This window comes from Actinotalea ferrariae (assembly GCF_019733465.1).
In the GTDB taxonomy this organism is placed as follows: domain Bacteria; phylum Actinomycetota; class Actinomycetes; order Actinomycetales; family Cellulomonadaceae; genus Actinotalea; species Actinotalea ferrariae_A.
This window is the reverse complement of the sequence record NZ_JACVQL010000147.1, coordinates 15303-37984: the sequence shown is the minus strand read 5'-3', so window position 1 is coordinate 37984 and position 22682 is coordinate 15303. Positions and strand designations below refer to the sequence as shown.

Genomic DNA, 22682 nt, shown 5'->3' with positions numbered 1-22682 from the left:
GGACGCGGCGGTCGTCGCGCGGCACCGCCGGGCGCCCGCGCGCCGGCGCTGGACCGGGGTGCTCGACCGGTCCGGTGCGGTGCTCGTGCTGCTCGGCGCCCAGCGGGGTCTCGCGCTGCCGGCCGGCGTCCCGTCGATGCCCGACGAGCTGCTGTGGGCGGTCTGAGATGGGGTACACGCTCGAGCTGCGCGCCGGGTCGGTCGAGCGCGTGGCGCAGGAGCTGCGCCGGCCGACGCTCACGGCCGCCGAGGTGCGTGCGCGGTCGGGCGCCGACACCCGGCACGACGACGACGTCGAGGAGGTCCTCGCCCGCTGGCCCGAGCTCGCGGGTGCGGCGGCCGCGGGCATCGCGGAGGGCGGCGGCGACGTCGACGGCCTGCTCGCGACGTACCTGCACGTCGTCGTGCGGCACCTGACGCACTGGTACGGGGCGGTCGCGCACACGTCGTCCGGCGGGGAGGACTTCCGCGCGCGCCTGCTGCCCGGGCCGGCGGCGGTCGTGCTCGGCGGCGAGCTCGTGCAGCACCTCGTGACGCGCGACGTCGCCGGTCTGCGCGCGAGCACCTATCCGATGGTCGGCTGGGCGTCGAACGCCGAGCTGCGCGGTGCGGCGGCGGTCGGGCTCGTGGTGCCCGAGGGTGACGCGCAGCAGCGCGAGGACGCGTCGGCGCTGTGGACGCTGGTGGACGCGGTCGAGCGCGCCGCGGCGGGCGGGCTGGACCTCGTCGGCGTCTACGCCTGAGGGGTCAGGCCGTTGCCCGGTGCCGGCCCTCAGTCGAGGCAGAACTCGTTGCCCTCGACGTCCTGCATCACGAGGCACGACTCGTCGACGTCGTCGGCGGGCAGGAGCCGCACGCGGGTCCCGCCGATCGCGACCAGTCGCGCGCACTCGGCCTCGAGCGCGGCGACGCGCTCGTCGCCGACCAGTCCCGTGCCGACCCGGACGTCGAGGTGCACCCGGTTCTTGACGACCTTGCCCTCGGGGACGCGCTGGAAGAACAGCCGCGGGCCTGCTCCCGTGGGGTCGACGCACGCGGCCGTCGAGCCCTGGCGCTCCGGGCCGTCGTCCTGCGGCTGCAGGACGTAGCCGAGCGCCTCGCTCCAGAAGCGCGCCACGGCCTCGGGCTCCGCGCAGTCGAAGGTGATCTGCACCTGCTTGACCGTCGTCATCGATCCAGCGTAGGTCGCGCGTGTCCGCGAGGGCCGCGGAGGGTGGTTCACTCATCGGCATGCCGAGCCGCCTGCGTCCCCTGGTCCTCGTCGCGGTGCTGGTGCCCGCGCTCGCCGGGTGCACCGCGCCTGAGCCGGTGACCGTCCCGTACACGGCGGGCGAGGTGACGCTCGACGTGGGCCAGACGCTCGTCGTCGACTTCGGCGAGGTGAACCCGTCGATCGGCGACGGCTGGGCCGTCACGACCGCGCCCGACGACGCGGTGCTCGGCGAGGGTGACGCGACCTACCCGGACGACGGCGAGAGCGCCCCCGGCTCGGGCGCGACCCTGCACTACGAGTTCGAGGCCGTGGGCGCGGGAACGACGACGATCGGCTTCACCTACTCCTACCGCGGCGAGGAGGGCGACCCCGAGGGTCGCACCGAGGACCCGACGCCCGAGCTCACCGTGACCGTGGAGGACTGAGGGATGCCCGACGCACGCACGCCGCAGGGTGGCGACTACTCGGACACCACGCTCCGGCTGCGCCGGTTCCGGTTCCTGATCCTCGGCTCGATCGTGCTGCTCCTGGGCGTGGCCGGCGTGATCGCGGGTGCCGTCACGGGCGGCTGGACGGTGACGCCGAGCTCGGCGCTGCTCGCCGTCGCGGGCGGCCTGGTGGTGTGGCTCTCGCGCTGGCTGCCGAGCCCGACGGCGCACGACGACCCGCTCCAGAAGCGCGCGCTCGTCGTGATCCTCGCGGTGCTCGTGTGCATCGTGGGCGGAGCGCTGCTGTTCGGGGCACTCACGGGAAACTGAGCGGACCACTCGACCCTTACTTACAGTTTCGACCAAACTGTTAGTACTCTGATCGCATGGACGGGGATCCGAGCATCGCTCCGCTACTGATCCCTGCGGTGCGGCACGAGGACCACACATGGGTCGCTGAACAGGACGGCATGTCGAGCCGCGCCCAGGTAGCGGCGGGATCGGGGCCGTACAGGTCGACCGTGCCCCCGCGCATCGCCGCCTACACCCCGTCTCTCCCGTCGGACCTCGCGGCCGACGTCGAGGAGGCCTCGGCCGCGCTCGCGCGCTTCGACTCCTACACGCGGGCGAGGCTCGGAACGCACAGCCCGGCTCTGGGGCCGATGAGCGCGATCCTCCTGCGTACAGAGTCCGCGTCCTCGTCGCAGATCGAGAACCTGACGGTCGGAGCACGGCAGCTCGCGCTCGCCGCGATCGACCAGTCGTCGAGTGACAACGCCAGCACGGTTGCCGCCAACGTGCGGGCGATGGAAGCCGCGCTCGAGCTCGCCGACACCCTCGACGAGGCGGCAGTCCTGCGGATGCACGAAGAGCTCATCTCGGGTCAGCGGGGCTGGGAGGCGCAGGCCGGGCGGTATCGCGACGGGCTGGTGTGGATCGGCACCAGCGCCATCAGCCCCCGAGGGGCGTCTCACGTCGCGCCGCAGGCGGCGTTGGTGCCGCCGCTGATGGACGACCTGATGCGCTTCGTGCAGCGGGACGACATCGCCGTGCTGGTCCAGGCGGCCGTCGCGCACGCCCAGCTCGAGACCATCCACCCCTTCTCCGACGGCAACGGACGTACGGGGCGCGCCCTGGTGCACGCGATCCTCCGCGCCAAACGCCTCATGGCGCACACGACGGCGCCGGTGTCCGCCGGACTTCTCGTGGACACCCAGTCCTACTTCGAGAGCCTGACGGCCTACCGGGCCGGTGATGCGCGTCCCGTGGTCGAGCAGTTCGCGCGCGCCGCCCGCTACGCCGCGACGACAGGCGTCCGTCTCGTCGACGGACTGGCAGGCGAGCTCGACGAGGCACGGGAGGCTCTCGTCGGCCTGCGCCCGCAGGCCGTGGCGTGGCGCGTGCTGCCTCATCTCGTCGCCCAGCCCGTGATCAACGCGCGGTACCTCGCGGAACGTCTGGGGATGACGGACACGTCTGCTCAGCGCGCGCTGCAGCAGCTCCAGGCAGCAGGCGTGCTGGAGGAACGGACCGGTCAGCGGCGTAACCGCGTGTGGCAGCACAGCGGCATCCTCCGACTGCTCGACGCGTACGCGCAGGAGGTCCGGCGAGGCTGACGCGCGCGTACGTCGCCGCGCTGACGGCCGGCGGCTGCGTCAGCGCGGGAGGGCGAGCCCGCTCGCGCGCCGGATCTCGCGCCCGACGGCGACCCGCACGGCCTCCTCGCTGCCGATGAGGCGCACCGCCTCGCGGGCTCGCGTCGCCGCCGTGTAGAGCAGCTGGCGCGTCAGCAGCGGCGATGCCGCGGGCGGGAGCACGAGCGAGACGCGGGCGAACTGGCTGCCCTGGGCGCGGTGCACGGTCATCGCGTGGACGGGCACGACGGCGGGCAGCCGGTGCGGGCTGATCCGCAGCGGCCGGTCGGGATCGCCGAACACCGCGACGCGGCTACCTGCCTCGTCGGCGACCACGACGCCCGTGTCCCCGTTGAACAGTCCCGTGTCGCGGTCGTTGGTCGTGACGAGGAGTGGGAGGCCGAGCGGCCAGGGTCCCGCCTGGTCCGCCGCGGCCTCCGCGGACGTGGCCTCGGCGAGCGCGGCCTCCGCGACCCAGGACTCGGCGACGTCGGCCCAGTGCGCGACCCCGGCGGGTCCGCGACGGTGGGCGAGCAGGAGCCGGTGCGCCTCGAGCGCGTGCAGCGCCGCCGTGGCGTCGCCCTCGCGTGCGGCGGTGAGCAGCGTGAGGCCGGCGGAGCGGATGTCGTCGCGCAGGCCGGTGAGGTGGGCCGGCGTCAACGTGGCGTCGACCTCGACCCACTCGATCGAGGGGTGCCCCGAGCGCAGGAGGTCCACCGTGTCGTCGGCGCGGCCGTCACGGATCGCCGCGGCGAGGGCCGTCAGCTCCGCACCCTCGAACCGGTGGTTGACCGTGAGCCGCACGACGCCGTTGCGGAGCGCGGTGCGGTCGCCGCCGACGGGCGCGGTGGAGTCGGGCAGCACCGCGGCGAGCGCGGGGACCGGGCCCTGGCCCGTGGGCGGTCGGCGGACGAGGTCGCCGAGCACCGCGCCGGCCTCGACGGACGCGAGCTGATCGGGGTCGCCGACGAGCAGCAGGCGCGCCTGCGGCCGCAGCGCCTCGAGCAGCCGGGCCATGAGCGGCAGCGACACCATCGAGGTCTCGTCGATGACGACGACGTCGTGCGGCAGGCGGCGCGACGCGTCGTGGCGGAAGCGGGTCGACGAGCCAGGCCGCCAGCCGAGCAGCCGGTGGATGGTGGTCGCCTCGAGCTCGCCGAGCCCCGCCCGGTCCTCGGGCGCGAGCCGGCCGACCTCGAGCTGCACGGCCTCGCGCAGCCGCGCCGCCGCCTTGCCCGTGGGCGCGGCCAGCGCGATGCGCAGCCGGGTGCCGGTCACCTGCTGGAGGATCGCGAGGACGCGCGCGACGGTCGTCGTCTTGCCCGTCCCGGGGCCGCCCGTGAGCACCGTGAGGGTCGAGACCGCGCAGGTCGCGGCAGCGAGCCGTTGCCGCTCGTCCTCGGCGCGAGGGAAGAGGCGTCTGACGGCGTCGCGGACCACGGCCGCGTCGACGGGCAGCGCGGGCGCGGCGAGGCGCGCGTCGACGCTGTCGCGGACCACCTGCTCGTCGCGCCAGTACCGGTCGAGGTAGAGGCGCCCGTCGACCCAGCGCACCGGGCGGTCCGCGTGCCCGATGGGGCCGACAGCGACGAGCGGGCTGCGCTCGATCGCGGCCCGCCAGGCGGCGAGGTCGGGCCATGGCAGGTCGAGCGTCGTGGGTTCGGTCGCCGACCCGGGCTCCCTCTCCACCTCGGCCTCCGCCGTGAGGGTCGCTGCGTCGTCGAGCTCGACGCACACCGAGCCGGACCGGACGCCGCGCACGGCGAGCGCGACCGCGAGCAGCACCGTCTCGTCCGTCTCGCGCGCGAGCCGTCCCAGGCGCTGAGCGACGTGCACGTCGGCGGCCGAGAGCAGACCGGCTACGTTGAACGTCCGCAGCAGCGGCGAGGCGCGCAGCGCGAGGCGCACGTCGAACGGGTCGGCGACCTGGTGCTCGGTCGTTCCTGCGCCGGCCACCGGTGCGCCGGTCGCGATCGTGGCCCCCGACGCACTCGCGACCTGCTGCGACGGTCCTGAGGTCGTCGTCACGGCGTCCTCCCGTCGAGCAGCGCGGAGAGGTCGAGGACGAGCTCCGTCGGCGGGCGCCACGCCATGACGCCGCACGGCATGCCGTCGACCACCGGCGTCGTGGGCCCGGCCATGCCGCGGACGAACAGGTAGAGGCCACCGCCGAGGTGCCGATCCGGGTCGTAGCCCGGCTGCCGCCAGCGCAGGAACCGGTGCAGCGCGACCGTGTAGAGCAGCAGCTGCAGCGGGTAGTGGGCGTCGATCATCGCGGCGGCCATCGCCTCGGGGCGGTAGTGCCAGAGGGTGAGGTCCTCGGAGGCGGGCGCGAGCCGGTTCGTCTTGTAGTCGACGACGAGGTGGCGGGGTGTGCCGTCGTCGGCCGCCACGCGGAGCACGGCGTCGATGCTTCCGGTGAGGTAGCCCCGCAGGCGCTCGGTGCCGAGCAGCGGGCTGTCGAGCCGGTCGGCGTAGGGGGCGAAGGGGTCGTCGGCGGGAAGGTGCCGGCGCAGCAGGGTCGCGACGTCGCGCAGCACCGCGCCGCGCTGCCCGCCGGCGCGTGCGCCGACCTCGCCGCCCGCGAGCGGCAGCTCGAACACCATCTCCGGCAGCCGGTCCTTGGGTGCGACGTCGGCCAGCGTGCGCCCGCCCGCGAGGTCGCCGAGCGGTGTGCGCATCACGGGCGCGAGCGCGGCGGCGAGCGCGTCGGGATCCACGCCGAGCCCGCGGCTGAGGCTCGCCTCGCGGCAGCGCCGCAGCAGCTCCGCGTCCAGCTCAGATGTGTCGGTGTCGACGTGCTCGAGCACCTCGTGGACGAGCGTGCCGAACGTCGTGCCGCCGGGGAGATCGGCCATGGGGGAGCGGAGAGCGCGCAACGCCTCGGGCCATGCCGGGTCCAGCGACTCGAACGCCGCCCGGTCACTCGTGCCGACGCCAGCGGCCGGGTCGACAGCTCCCACCACGGCCGCTGCGGGGTCGACCGTCGCCGGAGTGTCGGCCTCGTCCTGGATGCCCGTGGTCTCGGGCTCGTCGGCCACGCCGTGGGCGGCCTCGTGCGCCGCAGCGGTGAGGCCGGAGTACGAGGTGCGCCGCCACGCAGTGTCGAGGTGCCGCGTGAAGCGCGCGACGTCGAGCGGCGGGGGCGTCGCCGTCGGGGGCTCCCATCGCGTCCCGGTCGGCACGGCGGTGACGAGCTCGTGCGTGATGGTGCCGCCCGACTCCTCGGCGATGCGCGCGAAAGCCGCCTCGACCTGGGCGTCCTTGGGCACGGTGATCGCGGGCAGCGGCTCGACGCCCGGGGTGCGCGGGCCGAGCAGCAGGCGGCTCAGCGGCCCGGTCGCGGCGTTCTTGGTCGGCGCCCACCACATGACGACCTGCGAGCTCGCGCGGGTCAGCGCGACGTAGGTGAGGCGCAGGTCCTCGCCCTGCTCCTCCGCGAGGTGCCGGTTGCGGGCGTCGGCATAGGTCGTGTCCTTGAGGCCGCCGACGTGCAGCAGCCGACGGTCGGCGTCGTCGTGGTACTTGAGCACGGGCTGGCCGGATGCGGCGTACCGGTCCCACGCGAACGGGACGTGCACCACGGGGAACTCGAGGCCCTTGCTCGAGTGGATGGTGACGACCTGCACCGCGGCCGCGTCCGTCTCGAGCCGCCGGCTGCGCTCCTCGGCGTAGTCCTGGTCGGTCTCGGCGATGCGCGTCGCGAGCCACTCGGTCAGCGCGGACGTGCCGAGCCGCTGCGTGACGACGACCTCGTGCAGCGCCTGGCCGATGTGCCGGACGTCGGTGAGCATGCGCTCGCCGCCCTCGGTGCTCAGCAGGCGTTCGGTGAGGCCGGCGGCGTCGGTGGCCTCGACGAGCGTCGCGACGCCGCGCTCCGCGAGCAGGTGGGCCCACACGCGCAGGCGGTCGGCGAGCGCGTCACGGTCGGCCTCTGGCGCGGAGGCGAGCCGCGCCGCGTCCCACCCGACGAACGGGGTGAGCGCCGCGGCGGCCGCGCGGCCGGAGCTGCCCGGCTGCGCGAGCGAGGTGAGCAGCGTGAGCCAGTGCCGCGCGGCGGTGGTGCCGAAGACGCTCGACAGCCCCGAGACGACGGCGGGCACGCCCGCGGCGGCGAGCGCGTCCCGCACCGCGACGGCGTCGGCGTTGCGGCGCGCGAGCACCGCGATGTCCCCGGGACGCAGCGGGCGCCACCCGTCGTCGTCGTGCAGCCGGTCGGCCCCCAGGGAGCGCACGACCTCCGCGACGACGTCGGCGTAGATCACCGCGCGCACCGCGCCGACGCTCGGCAGTGCGCTGCCCGGCCCGGTGGCGGCGCGCGTGACCTGACGCAGCCGGACGGGAGGCGACCCCTCGAGCCGGCGGCCCGTGTGCTGGGCGTCGACGGGTCGGACGACGATCCGCTCGTCGCCCAGCGCCGCGCCGTGCAGCACGGTGCCGAGGCCGGTCAGCACGTCCTCGTCGCTGCGCCAGTTGCGGCCGAGGGTCGCGGTGGCGTGTGCCTCGCCCTTGGCGGCGAGGTAGGTGACGACGTCGGCGCCGCGGAAGGCGTAGATGGCCTGCTTGGGGTCGCCGATGAGCACGAGGGTGCGATGGCCGTGGAACGCGGTCCGCAGGATCTCCCACTGCACCTGGTCGGTGTCCTGGAACTCGTCGACCATGACGACCCGGTACCGCGCGCGGACGCGCTCGGCAGCGGACGGCCCGGTCTGCGGGTGGGTGAGCGCGTCGCGCAGCAGCACGAGGAGGTCGTCGTAGTCGAGCACTCGTCGCGCGCGCTTGCGGCGCAGCATCTCGGCGCGGACGGCCGCGGCGAAGCGCACGCGGTGCTCGGCGGGGGAGCCGGGCTCGGGGTCGTCGGGGCGCAGGTCGGCGTCGTGGTCGCTGACTGCGGCGCGCGCGACGATCCGGGCCTCGCCGATGGTGATCGCCGGCTCGGGGTCGCCGACGTAGCGGCGCAGGTACAGGTCGTCGACCACCTCGTCGACGAGGTCGGCCTGGTCGGGCACGAGCACGGCGTCGTGGTCGACGTCGGCGGCCATGCCGAGCGCCGTGAGCATCTGCTGGCAGAAGCCGTGCGTGGTCGCGATGGTCGCGGCGTCGAACTGGGCGAGGGCGCGAGTCAGGCGCGTGCGGCGGCGCGCGAGCTCGGCGTCGTCGACGTCGGCGAGATGGCGCAACAGGGCGTCGTCCGACGCTCGGACGGCCGGGTCGCGCAGCGCCCGCTCGGTCGCGACGAGGCGCTCGCGGACGCGGTCGCGCAGCTCGGACGTCGCGGCGCGGCCGAAGGTGATGAGCATGAGCTCGGACAGCTCGGCGAGACCCTCGGCGACGTAGCGGGTGGCGAGCGCGGCGATGGTGAAGGTCTTGCCCGTGCCGGCGCTCGCCTCGAGCATGGTGGTGCCCTGGGGGAGGGGGCCGCAGACGTCGAACACGGGCTCGGCGGACGCATCGGTCGGCGACTCGCCTGCAAGCTGGGCGGCGGAACCGGCGCCGGTCGTCGCGGCTGCGGTCGAGGGCTCGGCGCTCATGCGAGCTCCGTCCGCTCCTGCTCCAGCAGGGGCTCCCAGAGCCGCCGTGCCAGCACGCCGAGGCGCGTGCCGTCCTCGGGCCACCACTGCTGCTCCTCGCGCGACGGCTCGCCCTGGAGGTCGGCGAGGGTCGCGCCCTCACCCCACACGAGCACGTGCTGCGCATCCTGGCTCTCGAAGCTGTCCTTCCACTCCTTGCGCGCGCTGTCGAGCGCCTCGACCTCGCCGTCGCCGCCGGCGCGGGTCCGTGCGTAGGCGCACGTCGTGGCGACGGGCATGGGCAGCGGCTCGCGCAGCGCCTGGTCGCGGAGTGCGACGAGCTGGTCGAGCAGCCGCCGCGCCTCCTCGGGCTCGGGCGCGGTGAGCAGCGACAGCGCGGCGGAGGGCCGCGAGCTCTTGCCGCGCCCGATCGTCACGGCGCCGCGCGGCCGGCCGGGGCCGTCGGCGGCGAGCGCGAGCAGCTGGATCCAGGCGCGCAGGCGGTGCTTGGCGGCGAGCTTGGAGAACACGCAGCGCACGACGAGCTCCCCACGGACGCCGGTCACGGTGCCGACGAGCTTGCGGCCGCTCGGCAGGGTGACGTCGACGTCGATCGTCTCCGCGGGCGGCTGGAGGTAGCGCTGGGCGGCGTCCGCGACGGGCGCGACCTGCGCGTGCACGTCCTTGAGGACGGCGGTCCCGAGGCGGCCGGGCGGCACGAGGCCACGCCGCCACTCGGCGTCGACGGCCTGCTGCAGTTCGACGCCGTCGAGCACCGCGGTGAGCAGCCGGTCGCCGACCGCCCAGCGCTGGAGCGGGTCGAGCTCGAGCGGCAGGCGGTCGTCGAGCTCGTCGACCTCGCCGGGCAGCTGGACGCCGAGCCGCTGACGCAGGAACGCGCGGACCGGGTGCTCGAGCGCGTAGACGAGGTCGTCGAGGTCGACGGTCCCCGCGGTCGCGCCGTCCTCGGCCACGGGTGGGAGCGGTGCGTCGAGGAACGCCGTGCGGCCGCTGCGCTCGCCGCGCGCGGCCTCGGCGGCGCGGTGGTGCAGCGCGTCGAAGCTGAACGGCCCGGTCCGGCCGAGCGCGCCGTCGGCGAAGTTCCGCTCGTCGGCGGTCTGCAGCGGGTGCCGCACGACGACGTGCCGCCGCACCGGGCCGCCGTCGGGTGGGGCCGCGGCGGCGTCGAGCGCGTCGAGCAGCTCGCCGACCGGGACGGCGGGCGGCCGCGTGGCGCCGGTGCGCTCGTCGGCGCCGCTGTAGAGGACGACGAGGCTCTCCTGCGCGGCGGTGATCGCGTCGAGGAAGAGCTGCCGGTCCTCGCCGCGGCGGTCGCGCTCGCCGACGAGCGAATCGCGCAGCAGCACGTCGTCGCCGTCCTGGCTGGTGCCGCGCGGGAAGGCGCCGTCGTCCATGCCGAGCAGCGCGACCACGCGGTGCGGCACCGCGCGCATGGGCTCGAGCGAGCACACGGTGAGCGCGCCGGTGCGGAAGCCGGCGCGCGTGGGCCGACCGCGCAGGCGGTGCGCGAGCAGCGCGCGGACGTCGGTGAGCCGCAGCGCCGCCGCCCCGGAGGTGTCACTGGCAGTGACACCCGCGCCGGGTGCCGATGCGCCGCCCGCGAGGGCGCCCTGCCGCGCGTCGTCGAGCACCATGCGCGCCTCGACGTCCTGCCACGTGTCGGCCGGGCCGACGTCGGCGAGCAGGTGCAGCGCGCGGTCGAGCGCGTCGAACCAGTGCGCGGGTGCGTGGACGCCGTCGAGGTCGGCGAGCACGGCGGCGAGGCGGTCGACCAGCTCGGCGAGCCGGCCCGCGAGGTCGACGTCGGTGGAGTCGACGTCGTCGAGCGGCATTGCGGTCGCGACGAAGCGGTGGTCCTCGGCCATGGCGGCGCCGAGCAGGATGCGGTCGAGGGCGGTGGCCCACGTGCCCTGCGGCGCGGGCACGCCGAACCGCTCGTGCCGCGCGGCGTCCTCGCCCCAGCGCACGCCGGCGTCGACGGCCCACTGCCGGATGCGGTCGAGGTCCTCGTCGTCGAACCGGAAGCGCCGCCGCACGGGCTCGGCGCCGGCGAGGTCGACGACGTCGGACGCCGTCACGCGGCCGTCCGCGAGCTCGAGCAGACGGCTAACCAGCGCGAGCAGCGGGTTGGTCTGGCGCAGCGAACGGTCCGCGAGCCGCACGCGCAGGGAGCGACCGGGGTGCACGTCGGGCTCCGCCTCGTCGGCCGGCGCGAGCCCGAAGGTGGCGGCGACGAGCGGCGCGAACGCCTCGATGTCCGGGCACATGACGACGACGTCGCGCGGCTCGAGCGTCGGGTCATCGGCGAAGAGGCCGAGCAGCGCCTCGCGCAGCACCTCGACCTGCCGCGCGCGGCCGTGGCACGCGTGGACACGGACCGAGCGGTCGTCGGCGGCGAGCGCGTGCGGGGGTGCGTCCGGGGCGTCGTCGCGCAGGCGGCGTTGGAGCGCACCGAGCAGCGTCGGCGCGGGCTCGGCGGAGGGGTGGTGGGTGCTCGCGACGCCGTCGAGCGCGCCGAGGCGCAGCTGGAGCTCCGTCGCGTCCCGAGCCATCGACGCGAGCAGCGGGTGCGCGGCGACCGCCGGCACCTCGCGTCGGTGCCACAGGGGTGCGTCGGCGCCGGCCGGTGTGACCGCGCGCGCCCCCTCGACCTCCGCCCACAGGGCTGGAGACGGGTGCGGCAGCCACAGGTGCACGTCGCGGTGACGGGCGAGCGCGTGCAGCACCTGCCGCTGGTCCTCGGGCAGGCGGGTCGGCCCGAACACCGACAGGCGCGACGGCAGGTCGACGGCGCCGGGCTCCGCGGTGAGCAGCCGGACGGCGTCGTCGAGCCGCTCGGCCGGGCTGGGCGACCCGACCCGCGCGCGCAGTCGTCGCCAGAGCTCGGGCTGCCAGGCGAGGTCGTCCGGGACGGGCGAGCCGCTGCCGTCGTCGTCGCGGCCGGCCGCCCACGCGCGCACCATCGCGGGCCGCTGCGCCGCGTAGGAGGAGAAGAGCCCGGCGAGGTGCTGCGCGGACTGCAGGCGCCGCCCGCGCCGCGGGCCGTCGGGCTCGCCGACGCCGAGGTGCCGTCCGAGCGCGCCGAACCGGCGCTCGTCCGCGACGTCGTCGAGCACGTCGAGCAGCGTCCAGGTGAGGCGGTCCCGCTGCCACGGGTCGTCGTCGGCCTCGATACCGAGCACCGTCGCGAGCGCCTCGCCGACGAGGCGCGCGGGGGAGGGGAACGCGACGTTCGCGCAGATCCCGGACTCGCCGTCGTCGCCCGTGCCGAGGTGGTGCGACAGCCGCTGCGCGACCCACCGCTCGACCCCGCGGGTGGGGACCGCGACGACGTCGACCGCGAACGGGTCGCCGCCCGGCTCGGCGAGCACCTGCGCGAGCGGGGCGATGAGGGCATCGGCGCGCTCCGAGCGGTGCAGGTGCAGCACAGGACCTCCTTCGCGCAGCCGGTGGGCGGTCCCGTCACCGTAACGGCAGGCACCGACAGCCACGGGGCCACGCGGCGTAGCCCGAGGCCGATGAGAACTGGCGCCGGCGGTCGTCTGAGTACCGACCCGTGAACGCGGCGCGCATCAAGGGAGAGCAGCCGGATGAGACCACTTCGATACTCGATCAACGTCACGCTCGACGGCTGCTGCCATCACGAGGCAGGGCTTCCCCCGGACGAGGAGGCGATGCGCTACTGGACCGCTGAGATGGGGCGCGCCGATGCCCTGCTCTTCGGTCGGGTGACCTACCAGATGATGGAGGCGGCGTGGCGGAAGCCGGCCACGGGGGCGTGGCCCGACTGGATGGGCGAGTGGGAGATCCCCTTCGCCGAGGCCATCGACGCGGCGAAGAAGTACGTGGTCTCAAGCACGCTGAGCGAGGTCGACTGGAATGCCGAGCTGGTGCGAGGGGACCTCGGGCACGCGGTCCAGCAGCTCAAGCAGGAGTCGGGCGAGGGCCTGTGGGTGGGCGGCGTGACTTTGCCGTCGGCGTTGGCGGACCTAGGGCTGATCGACGAGTACGAGTTCGTCGTGCAGCCCGTGGTCGCCGGGCGCGGGCCGACGTTGCTCGGCGGAGTGCGCGAGCGCATCGAGCTCGAGCTCGTGGACCGGCAGGAGTTCCGGTCGGGGGCGGTCGTCCAGCGATACCGGCCCGTGGGCGCTGCCGCTTGACGTGAGGTGCCCCCGGCACTGCGGCCGTCCTGTCGCGGCGGAACGACGGCTCGGGATCGCGTTGCGTCAGCGCTCACGAAGGCCGTGTCGGCGGGACGGGAGCGAGGCCCCGTGGAGGTAGGGGAAATCCGCCATTCCGCTCCATCGCCGCACGCACGCGCGCCGCGGCCTCGACGACTCCTGCCCATCGAGGGTCCGCGATGAAGACGGTGCTCTCCACCATGCCGATGTCTTCCACGAGAGGCACAAGGCGCGCGGCCAGGGCCGACATCGGCAGGACCTCGTCGGGAAAGAGCATGATGCCGACGAGACTCTCGGGCTCCTCGAGCGCCTGCGTGTTCTCGAGAAGCCACTCGATCGACTGCTGGGCGTCGTCGTAGTGCTCCTCGACCGGCCACTCGCGATTGACCCACACGCGGCGCTGATACTCGACATCCGAGAGTGCCGCCACCGACGACACGATCTGCAGCCGCATCATCGGATATCTCGCGGCGGGCGGCTCCCGCCGCTCAACGCCGCCCGTTCGGGTATCGTGTCGTGCGATTGCCTCGCGCGCGAGAGCCGCGCCCTCGTCCGTCAGGTCGAGCCACACGACGTCGCCCGGCCTCTCCTCACCGAAGGGGATGGCATGCCACTCGCGGAGGATTCGCTCGAACGACTCGTTGGTGGATGATCCCCAACGCGAGAAGCCCTCCCTTGTCACGTCCCCGGGGACGGCGAGGCCGCGGTACATCAGGTAGGCGACGGCGCCGATCGCCATGACGCGCCGGTCCTCCGGTCGTGCGGGTCCTGCCTGAGATGTCTCTGAGTAGATCCAGCTAGCGGCCAGCCAGTCGACGGCTCCCTCGACGAGCAGCCGCTCGATGAGGCCGGCATCGACGGTTGCCATTGCTCGTCCTCTCATGCGGATCAGGTCAGGGTGTTGCCTCCGCTCACGTCGCCGTGCCGCCGCCATGTCTACCGCCGGGAGGCTCCTCAGGGAATGGCGGGCCCGGCCAGTGGGCGATCCTGCGAAGGGCCGTTCGTCGAGGGTTGACGCGTGTGGTCGAACCGAAAAGCATCAGCGAACGGGGAACCGCGTAGGTGGGCGCCGGAGTCGATTCACCGGGCGCTGCTAACGCAGCTCGGGATCTCCCAGCCAAGGGTCGAAGACCCTCAGATCCGGCGGCAGCATGTTGCGAAGTGCCCGAGCTCCGGGTTGCCCCGGCATAGGCAGAGCCTCTACGGCACTCGCAGCGATCAGATTCTGGATGGCGTCATCGCCGCGGGCGTACGCACTTCCGAGCCATTGCCACATCGAGCTGCACAGCTGAGGTGCGGTGTCGACCTGGTGGCCCATCCACACGACGATGTCCGCGATCAGCAGATGGGGCAGCACTTCGCCGTCGTTGGCCTCGAGATGTTCAGCCAGCAGTGGTAGCAGCTCTCGATACTCGTAGACCAGGGCCCCGGTCATCGCGACGGTGCTCGGCTGTCTCACGTGCCCTCCAAGACTTGTCGAAGTTCGTTGGCGAGGCTTTGAGCGACCAGGCGATCATGAGGGTTTCCATCTCGGTTCAGCCTCAACCACTTGTCCAGCCCGCGCAGCAACTCCTCGGCCTTCTGCGCGTGGAACTTCCCATGGGTCGGCTCCCCGGTGATCCTCTCGCGGCGGAGGGCGTCCATCGTCGTGCCGTCGCCCACGCGCTTTGCGTTGTACGTGCCTCTGTACAAGTGCTCCACGATGTTGCGCAGCTTCGGGCTGGAGACGGCGGGTTCCGTGAGGTTCGTGCCTGGAGGAGAAGCGAGCGAGTGCATGGGCGGGCCGCTTGGTGCCTCGATCCCCTCGTCACCTGCCCGCGAGGTGGTTGACGTTGCCAGGCGTTGAAGTCGCTGCACCCCGGTCGCGCCCGTGCCGCCACCGACTGTCGCCGCGGTGAGGATGATGTCGGGAACCTGACGCCCGATCGCGCGCAGCGGATCGGTACGCCATGTGTCCCAGTCGACCAGGTCCTTCGCGAGGCCAACAGGGTCCTCGCGCAGTCCGGTCCACAGGGCCTGGCCCATCGCCTGCTGCTCGGCGACGTAGCCGACCGGATCGGTCGCGTAGCGGAACAGCTGGACCTGCCACGAGGACTCGACGATGCCGGCGAGAGAGTCGCCGATCCCGCCCCAGTACTGTTCCCGGGCGTAGGCCATGAAGTCCCAGATGTCCGGCATCCGCTCGATGCCCTGGGCGAGCTCGTCGAGTGTCGCGGCGGCGGCACGTGCCGAGTCGTCGACGGCTCCGCGCAGGTCCTCGAGCAGCAGGTCGGCCTCCGCCGCGGTCGCCGGCACGGCCGAGGCGAGGCGGTCGTCGGCCCACTCGACCACGGCCGCGTGCCGGTCCAGCGCCCGGGCTGCGGCCAGGGCGTCGTCGGCCGCCTTCAGGGAGCTCCGTGCGGCGTCCGCCAAGGCCTCGGCGAACGCGTCCGCCGCCTCACCGGTCCACGCGCCGACGTCGGTCCCGCGCACCGCTCGCGCCAGGCGCTCGGCGGCGTCACCACGCCGACGCAGCCGGTCGGCGTCCGCGCGCAGGGCGGTGGCGCTGCCGAACGCCCCCGCGATCGTGGTCGTCATCGCGGGCACGTCGCGGCGCCGTGCACCGCACCGCGTGCGTCGACCCCGAAGCCGTGCACCGTGTCCGCCCCTCGTCGCCCTTGCCGGAGGCATGTCTAGCGCGCGGGGCAGCTCGCGGTCTTCGGCGTCGTCGAATCTGTGGACAACTCGGCGATCAGCCCGGTGAGCTCAGGAGAGCAGGACGATCTCCACGCGCCGGTTGAGCTGCTGCGCCGCGCGATCGACGGCGCCGTCCGGCCCGGTCTCGGCTCGCGCCGGCTGCTTCTCGCCGCGGCCGACCGTCTCGAGCGAGTCGGATGCGACACCACCGGTCACGAGCAGGTCCCGCACGGACGCTGCGCGCCGCTCGGAGAGGTCCTGGTTGTAGGCCTCGTCGCCGGTGGAGTCCGTGTGGCCGACCACCTGGGCGCGCGGCGCGCCCAGCGCGACGAGCAGCTCGGCGACCCGCTCGAGGTGCTGCTGCCCCTCCGGCCGCACCTGCGCGCTGTCGACGTCGAACAGCACGTTCGCATCCAGCCGGATGACCGTCCCGCAGACCGTCCCGGTCGCCTCGACCGCGTGCACGCGCGGCACCGGCGGGAACGTGGGGAGCCCCTCGACCAGCACGTCGCGCACGACGTCGACCAGCGCGGGGTCGCCGTCGCCGAACACCTCGCCGTCGGCCGCCATGGACACCCGCAGGTTCTCGTCCTCGTACCCGCCGGCACCCGCCTCGTCGACCCAGACTCGTGTGGCGCCGTCGTCGTACGAGCCGGATCCGTCCGCGCGGACGGTGTAGCGGACGTCGCCGCGCTCGTACGTCCCCGAGCCGTCCGCGCTGATCGACACGCGCGTCTCGCCGTCCTCGTAGACGCCGGACCCGTCCGGAAGGACGGCGACGTGCAGGCCGGGGGCGTCGTACACGCCTGTGCCGTCCCCGGCCACGGTGATGCTCGTCGTCTCGTCGTCGAAGTGCTGCGCGCCGGTGGACGGCGTGGCGCCCGCGTCGGCCGCGGCGGCGCCCGCGTCGGTGCACCGCAGGTCGACGACGGCGATCCCCTGGTAGAGCCCGGCCGGGATGTCGAGGTCGCCGGAGATCTGCTGGCTCGCCGCGGTGGAGAGGAGCCCGGTCGGCACCGTGAACGACGGGATCGGCGGCAGGACCAACGTGCTCCGCAGCTCCGCCTCGAACGCCTCGGCGTCGACCTGCGGAGCGCCGTCGTCAGGGCTCGGCGACGTGGTGCTCGATCCCGTGGGGGTCGGCTCCGACGCCTCGGGCGTGCAGGCCGTCAGCCCGGCGACGACGCAGAGCGCGAGCGCGACGGGTGTGGAAGACCTGCTGGCAAGCCGCATGAGCGGAACCTATCGGCGCCGACGACCCGTGGACGTGCCGACCCGGATCGCGGATGGCGGCGTGCTCCGTGCGCGGGGTCCTGGGAATCAGGCCTCGATCGGGAACGCGACGTGCGCGACCGGCTCGTCGGGGTCGCCCGTCGACGGGTCGGCGAAGTAGCACTCGCGCGGTGCGCCGCTCTGGCGCTCGCCGTTCTGGTTGATCCACCTCTCGACGGCGTCGTAGGCGGACAGGATGTCCGGGTACCGCAGCTGTGCGCGGGTGACGGTCACGAACGCCTCCCGGTGGGCCGGCTCGACGCGGTGCGCGACGGACGACGCCTCCGCCTGTCCGGGGTCGACCGGCAGGGCGGCCTCGACCGGGCCGTCGCTGTCCTCGGAGACCTCGCCGTGGAAGATGACGAGCGAGGGCGCGACCTGCCCGCCCAGCGGGGCGGCGGCCTCGAGCTGACGCAAACCCGCCGCGACGATCCAGTTCTCGAGGTCGGCGACCTGCACGTACGCCTGCTCGGTGAGGATGGTCTGCGCGGGCACGTCCCGCGTGGTGGTCGTGTACATGGCGTGCTCTTCCTTCCCGTCGGTGACGACGCTGGTGAGGTGCTCGACGATCGAGCGCCGGTACTCGAAGTCCGCGGTGACGTCGTCCCACCACTGCTCGAGCCGCGCGCGACGGTCGTCGCACGCGGGGTCGAGCAGGTCGGTGAGATCGCGCATCGGCATCCCCGCGCGCCGCAGCAGGCGGATCCACCGGGCGTCGCGGAGCTGGTCGGCGTGGTACCGCCGGTAGCCCGAGTCGACGTCGACCCGGCGCGGGCGCAGCACGCCGTTCTCGGCGTACAGGCGCAGGGCCTTCGGGGACAGACGTGCCCGGCGGGCGAAGGCGCCCGCCGACATCCATTGACCGTCCTCGGCCGCTTCGTGGTTCTCCGCGTTCATGGTGCGAGCCTCGGGCGTGCCCCAGGGGCGAGGTCAAGCCCCCGCGGAGCTCAGCAGGTGGCTGGCGTGCAGGGCTCGGCGACGAGGGTGCTGCGCGCTTCCATCGCGGTGATCGGCGGCACTGTGCTCACGGTCGTCGCCGTGCCGTCGACGGGTGTCCACGCGCTCGTCCCCGCGAAGCGGTACTCGCCGGTCCACGTCGTCGTGAGAGTGATCGTGTAGGTGCCGGGTCGGGCGTACGAGTGGTGGACGTCGTGGTTCGGGTACGGGCGTCCGGGGCTCGTCGTGACGAGCGGCGCGCTGCCGTCCCCGTAGTCCCACGTGTACGTCGCGGCGACGGCGCGGACCTCGACCGGGAACCCGAGCAGGTCGGTCGTCAGGAGCTGCTCAGGAGCGGCAGCCATCGTGATCGTCGGGATGTTGATCAGGACGGTCGACGCCGCCGGCTGGAGAGTGACCTGCGCCGGCGCGAGCGGTAGCCGGCGGAAGTCCTCGGCGGTGAAGGTGGGGAGCGCGACCTGTGGGCACGCCCAGTCGCTCACGAACTGCCAGAGGCTCCACGGGCTGGTCGGCGTCGCGCGGTCGCGCCGCCACAGCGGCTGCAGCGGTGCCGGGCCGCCGCAGTCGGGGATGTCGGTCGGACCGATGTCCGCGGTGCAGTCGCCGTTCGCCGGCGTCGAGACCCGCACGGAGCTCGCGCCGCACGCGAAAGCTCGCTGGTACTCGGTGAGGCGGACAGCGGGGTCGACCCCCGACTGCTGCCAGTCGCTCTCAGCTGCCGCTGAGGCGCGCGCATTGAGGTCGACAGCGCTGCCCCGCGCGGCGCCGCCGACGACCGGCGCTTCCTCGCCGATCGGTGCCTTCGCGTGCGCGGCGGATGGCGCGAGGAGCGCGAGCACAAGGAGGGCGCACGGTGCGGCGCGCTTCACGATTCCTCGACTTCGGCGACGTCCAGCTCGAGCACCACCCAGCCCGCCTGCAGATGCTGCAGCGCGAAGACGGCGTCGTAGGTGATCGGAGATGGCTGCTCGGAGACGACGTTGCCGTCGGGGTCGAGCTCCCTCGAAGGGGCCTCCGTGATGACGGCATTCACGCCGAAGCGGCCAGGCGTGATCTCGGCAGCCGCGATCTCGAGGACGTCAATGAGCGATCCGCGATTCACGTTTCCAGCGGCCACCTGCGCTTCGACATTGGAGACCACGGATGCGCAGAAGGTGCACTCGGGATGGCTAAGCGCGCGCCACTCGGTCAGGTCACCGGTCGCGTAGACGTATGGGTAGAGCTGCAGGAAGTACCGCGCTGCCGCCTCCGCGCCGGCAACGCTCACCTCGGCCAGCTCCGCCGGCCTCTCGGGCGCGATCCCCTCAGGCGGCGTCGTCGGCGTGGGGGACGCGGACGGCGTGGTGGTGCCCGCCGGTGAGACAGTCGGCGTCGGCTCCGTCGCCTCGGGCGTGCACGCGGCCAGGCCCACGACGGCGCACAGCCCGGCCACGACCGCCATCGGCCCCCTGCTCAGACGCATGGCGCGCAACCTACCGGCGGTGCGGACAATCCGGACAGGGCCGTCCAGGCGCCTGTGGACAACTGCCGATCAGACGGCGTCACCGCTGACGCCCAGGAGCGCTCCGGCGAGCTCGGCGGGCGACGTGCTCGTCGGCCGATCGCTGGCCTGACCGTCGCCCAGCTCGACGACGCGCCAGGCGCCGTCGTCCCGCAGCACCATGTCGACCGTCACGAACGGGAGCCCCAGCCCGGCGACCCGCGGCGCGACGGCCGTCAGGTCCGGCGCGGGCGGCGCGTCGTCCGGGGTGTCGGGGTGCGCGGTGACCAGCCGGCAGACACCGTCGATCCACCACGTGCGCGCCTCCGCCGACACGAACCGCTCGAACCGGCGCAGCACGAGTCCGCCGGTGAGGTCGGCGCCGCGCAGCTCGAGGAAGCGTGCGGCGATCTGGCGCGCGGAGGCGACGTCGGCGACGTCGGGCACGAAGGACGCCTCGTCCCAGTGGTGCTTGAGCGACTTCGTGAAGTCCCGCAGCACCGCCGGCCCTGACCCGAGCGCGCGGCAGCACGTCTCGAACGCGTCGAGGTCGGGTCCGTCGGTCCACACGGACAGCGGGGTGACCGTCGCGAGGGCCGCGACCCACCCGGGCAGCTCGTGCGCGGTTCGGTACTGCTCGGCGGAGGTGCGGAGGCGTACCCCGCGCTCGCGGAGCACCCGCTCTAGCTCCGCGTACTGCTCCGCGCGCAGCATCCAGCCGCGGTAGACGGCGTCGTCGTCGGCCTTCGGTATGCGGAGCAGCGCTTCGCCGGCGCGACCGCGCTCGAGGGCGTCGTGGTCCACGAGCCCGACCTCGACGCCCGCGTGGTGAGCGGCGAGGGCCTCGGGGCGGAAGTGCTCGTCGGCGCGGGCGGGGTTGAGCGGATCGGCGGGGACGAGGAGGAGCACGGTCGCATCATGCCGTTCGACGGAGGGATTCGGCGTTCGTCCCCAGCCGCCCCGTCAGCCCAGCTCGCGCCGCTCCAACGGCCGGTTGGCCGGTCCCTGGATGACGGACCCGTCGACGCCGAACCGGCTGCCGTGGCACGGGCACTCCCACGCGCGCTCGGCGTCGTTGAAGTCGACGATGCAGCCCAGATGCGTGCACCGCGCGGAGACCGCGTGGACCGTGCCGTCGTCGTCCTTGAAGACGGCGCAGTGGCGTCCCTTGACGCGCATCACGGCACCCGACCCGGGCGTGAGCTCGTCCACCGAGCCGACGTCGTCGCCGGTCAGGCGGTCGCGCACGAAGTGCTTGGCGACCGTGCCCTGCAGCTTCGCCATCGCCGCGCCCTCGCGGCGGAGGTTGAACCGCCGCGGGTCGTACAGGTCCGTCCACGGCAGGCGCTCGCCGGCGATGGAGGCCGCGAGCAGCCGGCCGGTCATGACGCCCGTGCTCATGCCCCACCCGCCGAAGCCCGCCGCGACCCAGACGTGCTCGGCGCCGGGGTGGAACGGGCCGACGAACGGCACGTGGTCGGTCGTGCTGTTGTCCTGCGTCGCCCAGCGGTAGACGACCTCGGCCCGCGGGAACCGCTCGCGCGTCCACGCGGCGAGGCGCTCGAACCGCTCGGTGACGTCGTCGGCCGTGCCGGGCGTGAACACCTCGCCGGTGACGATGAGCAGCCGCCGGCCCTCGCCGTACGGGGCCGTCCGGACCGAGCGCGTGCCCTGCTCCTGGGTGATGTACATGCCGCCCGGGTCGTCGTCGGCCGGGATGACGGCGGCGACCACGAGGTCGCGCTGCGGCTCGAGTCGCGCGAAGAGCATCGCCCGGTCGAACACGGGGTAGTGCGTGGCGACGACGACGTCGCGCGCGGTCACGGTCGCACCGCCCTCGGTCGTGACACGGCACGGGTCGCCCTCGTCCAGCTCGACGGCGCGCGTCCCCTCGAAGATCTGGCCGCCGCGCCGCACCAGGTCGTCGGCGAGACCGAGCAGGTACTTGCGCGGGTGGAACTGCGCCTGGTCCTCGACCCGGATGGCGCCCGCGATCCGGAAGGGCAGGTCGGTGTCGCCGACGTATGACGCGGCAAGCCCGGCGTCGAGCGCGGCCGCGACCTCGGCGGCGATGTCCTCGAGCGGGTCGGGCGACTCGACGTAGGTGAACGCCGGCAGCCGCTCGAGGTCGCAGTCGATGCCCAGCTCGGCCGAGACGGCGGCGACGCGCTCGACGGCCTGCTGCTGGGACTGCGCGTAGAGCCACGCCGCCTCGGGCCCGAACGTCGAGGCGAGCCGCGCGTAGGTGAGCGTATGCAACGCGGACAGCTTCGCCGTCGTGTGGCCGGTGACGCCCGCGACGATGCGGTCCGCCTCCAGGAGCGCGACCGAACGCCCGGTCCGCGCCACCTCCCAGGCCGTGCACACGCCCGCGATGCCCCCGCCGACGACGACGACGTCGACCGTCAGGTCCTCGCGGAGCGATGGGTAGGTGGAACCGGGCGCGGAGTCGATCCAGTACGAGACCTCGGTTCCCGGGAGCATGGCCGCATCGTGGGCCTGGCGTGGGCGGGAGCAACCGGTGGCGATCGGTAGGCGGTCTCGTCCGTCGCTGAGCGAAGGTGCCTCCTCAGTAGCTGTTGGTGCCCCACAAGGCCTCGAGGATGCTCACACCGGTCGCTGCGAGGGCGATCGCTGCGACGAGAAGGGCCAGCGCGACACCCCCGATCACGAGACCGGCGACCGTGAATGCGTGGCCGCCGCGTTCGCCGCTGCGGGTCTCCTGCCACGCGATCCCGCACAGGATCAGAGCGAGAGGCGACAGGCCCATGAGCGCGAACACGAACCCGGCGGTCGCGTAGCCGGAGCACGGGACGACGCGCTGCTGCGGCATCTGGTAGGTCATGGTCATCCCATCGACTTCCTCGACGACCAGTTGAGGTGCGTGCCGGACGCCACTCACCGCGTCAGGCTTGGGGCTGATGACGGGTTCGAACAGAGGAAGTCGTCCGGCATGAGCTTGCGCACGCCGGCCTCGCTCGCGCGGCGGGCATCAGTCGAGAAGTGGCAGCTCGAGGTCGTAGGCCAGGACCACGGCTCGGGCTAGCTCGAGCTCTTGGGCGGCACTGAGGTAGCCGACGGTGCGCCCGAGCCGTTCCCTCGGGACGGTGACGACGTTGTCGAGCGCTACGGCGCACTCGTGATCGAGCCCGTTGTCCGGACCGACACGAACCTCGTTGGACAGTCCTTTGACGGTGCTGGTGATGGGCGCGACCGTTACCTTGGTCATCGCGCCCCGCGCCGCCTCGCGAGTGAGGATGAGGGCCGGCCGTGTCTTGTCCAGGTGGACCAGGCAGATCTCGCGCAACGA

At 73.8% G+C, this 22682-nt stretch carries 20 protein-coding genes; 5 read left to right on the top strand and 15 right to left on the bottom strand.

What is annotated here, in order from left to right; genetic code table 11:
• Nucleotides 1-167: 167 nt before the first annotated feature.
• The gene (locus ICW40_RS11990; protein WP_221654250.1) at nucleotides 168-743 is read left to right on the top strand and encodes a hypothetical protein; all 576 of its coding nucleotides are present in this window, start codon (nucleotides 168-170) and stop codon (nucleotides 741-743) included.
• Nucleotides 744-772: 29 nt separating this feature from the next.
• On the opposite strand, the gene ICW40_RS11985 is transcribed toward ICW40_RS11990, so the two are convergent.
• Nucleotides 773-1171 carry a VOC family protein gene (locus ICW40_RS11985; RefSeq protein WP_221654248.1) on the bottom strand — a complete coding sequence of 133 codons (399 nt, stop codon included), beginning with the start codon at nucleotides 1169-1171 and terminating at the stop codon, nucleotides 773-775.
• A 59-nt stretch (nucleotides 1172-1230) separates the two neighbouring features.
• On the opposite strand from ICW40_RS11985, the gene ICW40_RS11980 reads away from it, so the two are divergent.
• The 3 genes from ICW40_RS11980 (at nucleotide 1231) to ICW40_RS11970 (ending at nucleotide 3257) form a co-directional block, all read left to right on the top strand.
• Entirely contained in the window at nucleotides 1231-1638 is a 408-nt protein-coding gene (locus ICW40_RS11980; protein ID WP_221654247.1) for a protease inhibitor I42 family protein, read from the top strand.
• Between the two features lie 3 nt (nucleotides 1639-1641).
• Entirely contained in the window at nucleotides 1642-1971 is a 330-nt protein-coding gene (locus ICW40_RS11975) for a hypothetical protein (RefSeq protein ID WP_221654245.1), read from the top strand.
• Between the two features lie 191 nt (nucleotides 1972-2162).
• Nucleotides 2163-3257 (top strand): Fic family protein, encoded by a 1095-nt coding sequence (locus tag ICW40_RS11970; RefSeq protein ID WP_308121770.1) that lies wholly within the window; start codon nucleotides 2163-2165, stop codon nucleotides 3255-3257.
• 39 nt (nucleotides 3258-3296) lie between these two features.
• On the opposite strand, the gene recD is transcribed toward ICW40_RS11970, so the two are convergent.
• From recD to recC, 3 genes are read right to left on the bottom strand one after another with little or no spacing between them, the layout of a single operon-like run.
• On the bottom strand, nucleotides 3297-5303 hold the full coding sequence (recD, locus tag ICW40_RS11965) for an exodeoxyribonuclease V subunit alpha (protein ID WP_308121769.1): 2007 nt from the start codon (nucleotides 5301-5303) through the stop codon (nucleotides 3297-3299).
• On the bottom strand, nucleotides 5300-8806 hold the full coding sequence (locus ICW40_RS11960; protein ID WP_221654241.1) for a UvrD-helicase domain-containing protein: 3507 nt from the start codon (nucleotides 8804-8806) through the stop codon (nucleotides 5300-5302). Before ICW40_RS11960 ends, recD begins: the two co-directional genes overlap by 4 nt.
• On the bottom strand, nucleotides 8803-12234 hold the full coding sequence (gene recC, locus ICW40_RS11955) for an exodeoxyribonuclease V subunit gamma (RefSeq protein ID WP_221654240.1): 3432 nt from the start codon (nucleotides 12232-12234) through the stop codon (nucleotides 8803-8805). The genes ICW40_RS11960 and recC overlap by 4 nt, the downstream gene beginning before the upstream one ends.
• A gap of 162 nt (nucleotides 12235-12396) precedes the next feature.
• On the opposite strand from recC, the gene ICW40_RS11950 reads away from it, so the two are divergent.
• On the top strand, nucleotides 12397-12966 hold the full coding sequence (locus ICW40_RS11950; protein ID WP_221654239.1) for a dihydrofolate reductase family protein: 570 nt from the start codon (nucleotides 12397-12399) through the stop codon (nucleotides 12964-12966).
• A 73-nt stretch (nucleotides 12967-13039) separates the two neighbouring features.
• On the opposite strand, the gene ICW40_RS11945 is transcribed toward ICW40_RS11950, so the two are convergent.
• The 11 genes from ICW40_RS11945 to ICW40_RS11895 all read right to left on the bottom strand — a co-directional run bounded on the left by ICW40_RS11945 (nucleotide 13040) and on the right by ICW40_RS11895 (nucleotide 22679).
• Nucleotides 13040-13855, bottom strand: coding sequence for an SCO4402 family protein (locus ICW40_RS11945; protein ID WP_221654237.1), 816 nt, complete (start codon nucleotides 13853-13855; stop codon nucleotides 13040-13042).
• Between the two features lie 225 nt (nucleotides 13856-14080).
• A complete protein-coding gene (locus tag ICW40_RS11940; RefSeq protein ID WP_221654235.1) occupies nucleotides 14081-14446 on the bottom strand; it encodes a hypothetical protein in 366 nt (121 codons plus the stop codon).
• Nucleotides 14443-15564: a putative T7SS-secreted protein gene (locus ICW40_RS11935; RefSeq protein WP_221654234.1), complete on the bottom strand. Its 1122-nt coding sequence runs from the start codon at nucleotides 15562-15564 to the stop codon at nucleotides 14443-14445. Before ICW40_RS11935 ends, ICW40_RS11940 begins: the two co-directional genes overlap by 4 nt.
• A gap of 168 nt (nucleotides 15565-15732) precedes the next feature.
• Nucleotides 15733-16896, bottom strand: a complete 1164-nt coding sequence (locus tag ICW40_RS11930; protein ID WP_221654232.1) for an OmpA family protein — start codon at nucleotides 16894-16896, stop codon at nucleotides 15733-15735.
• Nucleotides 16897-16983: 87 nt separating this feature from the next.
• Nucleotides 16984-17832, bottom strand: a complete 849-nt coding sequence (locus ICW40_RS11925) for a MerR family transcriptional regulator (RefSeq protein ID WP_221654230.1) — start codon at nucleotides 17830-17832, stop codon at nucleotides 16984-16986.
• A 50-nt stretch (nucleotides 17833-17882) separates the two neighbouring features.
• Nucleotides 17883-18761 (bottom strand): PKD domain-containing protein, encoded by an 879-nt coding sequence (locus tag ICW40_RS21575; RefSeq protein WP_221654227.1) that lies wholly within the window; start codon nucleotides 18759-18761, stop codon nucleotides 17883-17885.
• Nucleotides 18758-19354 (bottom strand): DUF6318 family protein, encoded by a 597-nt coding sequence (locus tag ICW40_RS11915; protein WP_221654225.1) that lies wholly within the window; start codon nucleotides 19352-19354, stop codon nucleotides 18758-18760. Before ICW40_RS11915 ends, ICW40_RS21575 begins: the two co-directional genes overlap by 4 nt.
• 69 nt (nucleotides 19355-19423) lie before the next feature.
• Nucleotides 19424-20281: an ATP-grasp domain-containing protein gene (locus tag ICW40_RS11910; RefSeq protein ID WP_221654223.1), complete on the bottom strand. Its 858-nt coding sequence runs from the start codon at nucleotides 20279-20281 to the stop codon at nucleotides 19424-19426.
• 54 nt (nucleotides 20282-20335) lie between these two features.
• Nucleotides 20336-21856 carry an FAD-dependent oxidoreductase gene (locus ICW40_RS11905; RefSeq protein ID WP_221654222.1) on the bottom strand — a complete coding sequence of 507 codons (1521 nt, stop codon included), beginning with the start codon at nucleotides 21854-21856 and terminating at the stop codon, nucleotides 20336-20338.
• Between the two features lie 85 nt (nucleotides 21857-21941).
• Nucleotides 21942-22223 (bottom strand): hypothetical protein, encoded by a 282-nt coding sequence (locus ICW40_RS11900; protein WP_221654221.1) that lies wholly within the window; start codon nucleotides 22221-22223, stop codon nucleotides 21942-21944.
• Nucleotides 22224-22364: 141 nt separating this feature from the next.
• Nucleotides 22365-22679 carry a type II toxin-antitoxin system PemK/MazF family toxin gene (locus ICW40_RS11895; RefSeq protein ID WP_221654219.1) on the bottom strand — a complete coding sequence of 105 codons (315 nt, stop codon included), beginning with the start codon at nucleotides 22677-22679 and terminating at the stop codon, nucleotides 22365-22367.
• Nucleotides 22680-22682: the final 3 nt, after the last annotated feature.